This window comes from Pinirhizobacter sp. (assembly GCF_035317885.1).
Classification (GTDB): Bacteria; Pseudomonadota; Gammaproteobacteria; order Xanthomonadales; family Rhodanobacteraceae; genus Pinirhizobacter.
Window position 1 is genome coordinate 1 of sequence record NZ_DATHFX010000144.1, and the last position, 6,017, is coordinate 6,017.

Consider the following 6,017-nt stretch of genomic DNA (forward strand, 5'->3'; position numbering starts at 1 on the left):
GCGACCAGGATGCGCAGGTTGTCCGGACGGATGAAATCCTTCTGGAAGTTGGCAAGGTCTGCCGCCGTCAGCGACTTGATCGACGCCTCGGTACCGGTGCCAGTGGCGGGGATGCCATAGGCGTGGTCCTTGCCGTACAGGAGCGGCGGCAATGTGCGTAGGGCGAGGCCTACCGGCTGGGATTTCTCCTGGGCAATGCCGGCCAGCCACTGGCCGCGTACGCGCTCGATGTCGGCGCTGCTGAAGGCCGGGTTGCGGACGACGTCGGCCAGCAGTTCGAGCGATGGCTTCAGCTCGCTGTTGAGCGAATCCAGGCCCGCCGAACACGCGTCCATGCCGCAGGCCAGCCCAAGCGACGCACCAAGGCGTTGCTTGCGCTGGGCCACTTCCACCGAATCGAGCGACTTGGTGCTCTCGTTCATCAGCGCGGCGGTAAAGCTTGCCGTACCGAGCTTGCGGCCTTGGTCGGCCGCGAAACCGGCGTCGAACTGCAGGTTCACCAGGGTGACCGGAATGGTGTGGCGCTCGGCCAATACCACTTCGATGCCGTTCTTCAGTTTCCCACGCTGCACCTTGGGGAAGCTCAAGTCAGGGAAGGTGCTGACCTCGGGCACGCCCTTGGCGCGGTCCAACGTCGACTTGGCCACAGAGTACTTTCCGGCCTGTGGCATGACGGCCTTCGGGCGGCCCGTGGTATCACCAAGGCCGACAACGGCCTTGTCTTCCACGGCGGGATCGAAATCCTTGCCGGCAGGAAGCACGGTGAGCGTGTAGTCGCCCTTCGAGGTCCACTTGTCGGCTGCGGCCTTGACGCTGGCGGTGGTCGCCGCCTCCATGCGGGCGAAGTCCTTCTTGTAGGCAGCCGGATCGCCACGATAGACCTGGCCCTCGGCCAGGATCACGGCCTTGCCGGCAAAGCCGCCCACTTTCTCGAGGCCGCGGATGAAGCCGGCACGGCTGCCGACCTTGGCGCGCTCGAGTTCATCGGCCGTCGGGCCATCGGCCAGGAAGCGCTTCCACTCGTCGGCGACGGCGGCTTCCACCTTCGCCGGATCCACGCCGTCCTTCACGTCGACGGTCAGCTGGAACTGGCTGGCCAGCGCAAAGGGCGCGATGGTCACCGAGACGTCGTCGGCGAGGTTGTCCTTGTAGACCAGGCGCTGGTACAGGCGGGAGGTCTTGCCGCTGCCAAGCACAGTGGAGGCGAGGTCCAGCTGCACGGCGTCGTCGGTACCCAGTTGCGGCACCACCCAGGTACGGATGATGCGGGTCTGCGGCACGTGGTCGTGCTGTACGCCGCGGGTGCTCTTGGTCAGCGGGGTGATCCACGGCTGCTGGCGCGGCACCGGTGGGCCGGCGGGAATGTCGCCGAAATATTCCTCGGCCTTGGCGCGGGCCTGCGCCGGGGTGATGTCGCCGGCCAGCACCAGGGTAGTGTTGGCGGCGCCGTAGTAATCGTGGAACCACTGCTTCACGTCGGCCAGCGAAGCGGCGTCGAGGTCCGCCATCGAGCCGATGGTGTCGTGGTGGTAGGGATGGTTCGCCGGATAGGTGTTGAGCAGGATGTTTTCATCCGTGCGGCCGTAGGGACGGTTCTCGCCCTGGCGTTTTTCGTTCTGTACCACGCCCCGCTGGGTGTCGAGTTCCTTCTGGCCGATGGCGCCAAGCAGGTGGCCCATGCGGTCCGATTCCATCCACAGCGCCATGTCGAGCGCGGTCGTGGGCACGGTCTCGAAATAGTTGGTGCGGTCGAACCAGGTGGTGCCGTTCTGGTCAGTGGCACCGGCAAGCTCAAAGGGCGTGAAGTACGTGCCCTTGTGGTTCTCCGAGCCTGAGAACATCAGGTGTTCGAAGAGGTGGGCGAAACCCGTCTTCCTGGCCGGCTCGTCGCCCGAGCCGACGTGGTACCAGATGCTCACCGCCACCACCGGTGCCTTGTGGTCTTCGTGCACGACGACCGTCAGCCCGTTGGGCAGGATGAAGCGCTGGAAGGGAATATCCGGCACGGCCTGGGTGGCTGGTGCGGAAAATACGGCGGGGGTGGCGAGGGCGCCAAGCCCGAGGAGCCCTGCGGCGAGCAGGGCAACGGATTTCTTCATGGGGTACATCCTGTCCTTGTGAACCCCTGCGACGTTAGCCCGCGCGGGGTTGGGGAAGCAAATGCCTGATGGCCCGCCGGTGTCCGTATCGCATGCGTGGCGTCCGGACCATGTCCGGTCGCTGCGTGGGTTGTCCGCGGACAGCGACTTGCATGTCGCGGCAAGGATTTTTGTTTATTATTTTCAATAGCTTGAAGAAGTCCACGAGGCTGGCACGGCGAATGCATTGGTAGTCATGCCCGGGGAAGAAAGCCGGGACAACTTCCAAAGAGGCTAAAGCTCATGAAATACGAAATGCTCCTGCTGCGTGGCCTGTTCGCCGCCTGCCTGATGGCCAGTGGCCTGATCCTCGGCTCCATGCTGTTCTCGCACCCGATCGCCACTGGTGTTGCCGGCACGGCCGTAGCCACCGTCCAGTCCGCTTGCGTGTTGCCGGCTGATGGCCTGATTTGCCCGCAAGTCCGTTCATAATGGACGGATGCTGCATGTCATCCTCTTCCGCCCCGAAATCGCACCCAACACTGGCAATGCCATCCGTCTGTGCGCCAATACCGGCGCGACGCTGCACCTGATCCGACCGCTCGGCTTCGAGCTCGACGACAAGCGCATGCGCCGCGCCGGGCTGGACTACCACGAATACGCCCGCATGCAGGTCCATGACAGCCTGGACCACTGCCTCGGCACGATCGACGCGAACCGACTCTTTGCCTTCTCCACCCGCGGCACCGTCCGCCACGTGGATGCCCGCTACGCCGACGGCGACGCTTTGCTATTCGGGTGCGAAACCGCGGGCCTGCCCGCCGACGTACTGGACAGCATTACCCCGGAGCACCGCTTGCGCCTGCCCATGCAGCCGCACAGCCGTAGCCTGAATCTCTCCAACACCGTCGCGGTGGCCGTGTACGAGGCCTGGCGCCAGCTTGGCTTTGCCGGTTCCAGCTAGCCGCCGCGCTACAATCGATGGCATGACCGATGCCGCCCCATCCTTCCTGCCCCGGCCGCTGCGCAAGCTCGCCGGAATCGCCCTGCAGCGCGCATTGAACCGCGCCGTATCGCTGGATCCTGAAACCGGCCTGCGCCTGCGTGCGCTCGAAGGCCGCAGCGTGCAGGTACACCTGGCGGGGCCCGAACTCACCGTCCGCATCACCGTCGCCGATGGCGCACTGGTGGTGGGACCAGGCGAGGAAACATCCTCGCTTCGCGTATCGGCAAGCCCGGGCAGCCTGCTGGCCATGGCCGTGCGAAAGAATGACGACGGCGTGGCGCCGGGCAAGGTGGATATCGCCGGCGACGCCGACCTCGCCCGGCGGCTGGAGAAACTCATCGGCGGTTATTCCCCCGACGTGGAAGAAGCCTTCACCGGCGTGTTCGGCGATGTCATTGGGGTACAGGTGGCGCGGGCCTTCCGCGGCGCCTTTGCCCATGGGCGCGAACGCGCGGCGCAATTCGCCGACGACACCGCCGCGTGGCTGCGCGACGAAACCCGTGTCGCCGTGGCGCCAGGTGAGCTGGATGAATTCCTTGATGGCGTGGATGCCCTGCGCGAGCGCAGCGATCGCCTGGAAGCGCGCCTGGCCCGCTTCGAACGTAGCCACGGGAAGCCCGCCGCATGATGCCGGTGCGCCTGGCACCGGGCCTGCTTCGTGTCATCGCCGTGCTGTTCCGCTATCGCCTGGATGACGTCGGCGGTGGCAGCGACCGCATGCTCGCGCCGCTACGCTGGCTGCGCCCGTTCGCAGGGAAGCCACCGGCTGGCATCGAAGGCATGGATCGCGGCACACGCATGCGCCTGGCCATGACCGAACTCGGGCCGATCTTCGTCAAGGCAGGCCAGGTGCTGTCCACCCGGCGGGACCTGATCCCACCTGACATCGCCGACGCCCTGTCGCTGTTGCAAGACCAGGTACCCCCCTTCCCCGGACATGAGGCCCGCGCCATCGTCGAGCGCGAACTGCGCATGCCGGTGACGCAGGCGTTTTCCTCCTTCGATGAAACCGCGCTGGCCTCGGCGTCGATCGCCCAGGTACACGCAGCCACCTTGCACGACGGCCGCGCCGTGGTGGTGAAAGTACTGCGCCCGGGCATAGAGAAGCGGATCGCCCGTGACGTCAGCCTTATCCGCGCCTTAGGGGAGCTGGCCCAGCGCTGGCACCCGAACGCGGACAAGATCCGTCCGCTGGACGTGGTGGCGGAAGTGGAGAAGATGCTGGCCAACGAGCTGGACCTGCAGCGCGAAGGCGCCAGCGCCAGCCTGCTTCGACGTAACTTCATCATCGGCGACGATCTCTACGTACCGGAGGTGCACTGGGAATTCACCACCCAGGGCGTGCTTACGCTCGAGCGCGTGTATGGCGTGAGCGCCGACGACATCGCCGCCATCGACGCCGCCGGCATCGACCGCAAGCGCCTGGCGGAGAAAGGCGTGCGGCTGTTCTACGAACAGGTGTTCCGCGACAATTTCTTCCATGCCGATGCCCATCCGGGGAATATCTGGGTGGATACGTCGCGCGTGTCCGAGCCGCGCTTCATCGCGCTGGACTTCGGCATCATGGGTTCGCTCCCCGAAGCCGACCAGTACTGGCTGGCGGAGAACTTCATCGCGCTGTTCGAACGTGATTACGCCCGCATTGCATCGCTGCACGTGGAGGCTGGCTGGATGCCTTCCACCGTGCGCCTGGACGAGCTGGAAGCCGCCGTGCGTACCGTGTGCGAGCCTTATTTCACGCGGCCGTTGTCGCAGATCTCGATCGCCGAGCTGGTGGTGAAACTGTTCCAGACAGCACGGCAGTACGAGCTCACCCTGCAGCCGCAGCTGATCCTGCTGCAGAAAACACTTCTGAACATCGAGGGCGTCGGCCGCACGCTGGACCCCGACATCGACATCTGGGCCGTGGCGCACCCGGTATTGAAGCGCATCCTTCGCGAGCGCTACAGCCTGCGCAACACGTTGAAGCAGCTTCGCCGCCGTGCACCGCAGTGGTTGCATACCGCCCCTGAACTGCCCGAGCTCGTCCATGCCTTCCTGCGCGAAGGCGGCCGCGGCACGCACCGCGTGGTGGCCGACCCTGCGGAACTTGCCCTGCGTGCCGATGAAACCCAGCGCACGCGGCGCAGCATGGCGTTCTGCCTGCTGGGCGGCGTATTGCTGGTTTGCGCTACGCTCGCCTTCGGACTGAAGCCGCAGAACGGCGGCTGGCCCGCGGCCGTTGCCGCCGTGGCCGGCGTGCTCGCCTTCGTGGTGGGCTGGCCGCGCCGGCGGCGCTGAAGCGGTGCTTGAGATCCTCTACCAGGACGACGAGATCATCGCCGTCAACAAGCCTGCGAACCTTGCCGTGCATCGGTCGAAGTTCGTTGGGCCAGACGATGCCTTTCTGGTCGACCTTCTACGTGAGCAGGTAGGCGGCGACGTATACCTGGCCCACCGGCTCGACCGTGCCACCAGTGGCGTATTGCTGGCGGCGCGTAGCAAGCAAACAGCCGGCGTGCTTGGCGAGCAGTTCATGGGACGAAGCGTGCAGAAGCGCTACGTGGCCGTGGTGCGCGGGTGGCCCGATCCGGAAAGCGGAAGCATCGACTACGCCCTGCCCGGCTCACGCGATACCGGGCCACGCAAGGACTCGGTGACCCACTACCAGCGGCTGGCGACAGTGGAAGTGCCCATTACGCTCGGACGCTACGAAAGCCAGCGTTACGCACTGGTATTGGCCGAACCCCGCACAGGCCGGTTCCGCCAGATTCGCAAGCACTTCGCCCACATCCATCACCCGATCATTGGCGACAGTCAGCATGGGCGGGGTGATCACAATCGGTTGTTCAAGCAATACTTCGCGAGCCACCGGCTGTTGTTGCATGCACTGGAGTTGCGATTCGATCATCCGGTGAGGCTGGAGCGAATGGCCATTCGCGCCGGCCTGGATG

6 protein-coding genes are annotated in these 6,017 nt (G+C 65.5%); 5 read left to right on the forward strand and 1 reads right to left on the reverse strand.

Annotated elements, in window-relative coordinates:
• The coding region (locus VK519_RS04455; protein WP_324347927.1) for a M16 family metallopeptidase at positions 1 to 2,099 on the reverse strand (2,099 nt) is incomplete at its 3' end.
• A gap of 282 nt (positions 2,100 to 2,381) precedes the next feature.
• Between VK519_RS04455 and VK519_RS04460 the strand changes: the two genes are divergently transcribed.
• The 5 genes from VK519_RS04460 to VK519_RS04480 form a co-directional block, all read left to right on the forward strand.
• Positions 2,382 to 2,570, forward strand: coding sequence for a hypothetical protein (locus VK519_RS04460; RefSeq protein ID WP_324347928.1), 189 nt, complete (start codon positions 2,382 to 2,384; stop codon positions 2,568 to 2,570).
• A gap of 7 nt (positions 2,571 to 2,577) precedes the next feature.
• On the forward strand, positions 2,578 to 3,042 hold the full coding sequence (gene trmL / locus VK519_RS04465) for a tRNA (uridine(34)/cytosine(34)/5-carboxymethylaminomethyluridine(34)-2'-O)-methyltransferase TrmL (RefSeq protein WP_324347929.1): 465 nt from the start codon (positions 2,578 to 2,580) through the stop codon (positions 3,040 to 3,042).
• A 22-nt stretch (positions 3,043 to 3,064) separates the two neighbouring features.
• A complete protein-coding gene (locus VK519_RS04470) occupies positions 3,065 to 3,712 on the forward strand; it encodes a ubiquinone biosynthesis accessory factor UbiJ (protein WP_324347930.1) in 648 nt (215 codons plus the stop codon).
• On the forward strand, positions 3,709 to 5,364 hold the full coding sequence (gene ubiB, locus VK519_RS04475) for a ubiquinone biosynthesis regulatory protein kinase UbiB (protein WP_324347931.1): 1,656 nt from the start codon (positions 3,709 to 3,711) through the stop codon (positions 5,362 to 5,364). Before VK519_RS04470 ends, ubiB begins: the two co-directional genes overlap by 4 nt.
• 4 nt (positions 5,365 to 5,368) lie before the next feature.
• Positions 5,369 to 6,017, forward strand: a 649-nt coding sequence (locus VK519_RS04480) for a pseudouridine synthase (protein ID WP_324347932.1), incomplete at its 3' end; no start/stop codon positions are given.

Bases quoted from the DNA above. Each gene is read 5' to 3' on its own strand.
- trmL (WP_324347929.1), top strand. From the start codon at position 2,578: ATGCTGCATGTCATCCTCTTCCGCCCCGAAATCGCACCCAACACTGGC.
- ubiB (WP_324347931.1), top strand. From the start codon at position 3,709: ATGATGCCGGTGCGCCTGGCACCGGGCCTGCTTCGTGTCATCGCCGTG.
- VK519_RS04470 (WP_324347930.1), top strand. From the start codon at position 3,065: ATGACCGATGCCGCCCCATCCTTCCTGCCCCGGCCGCTGCGCAAGCTC.
- VK519_RS04460 (WP_324347928.1), top strand. From the start codon at position 2,382: ATGAAATACGAAATGCTCCTGCTGCGTGGCCTGTTCGCCGCCTGCCTG.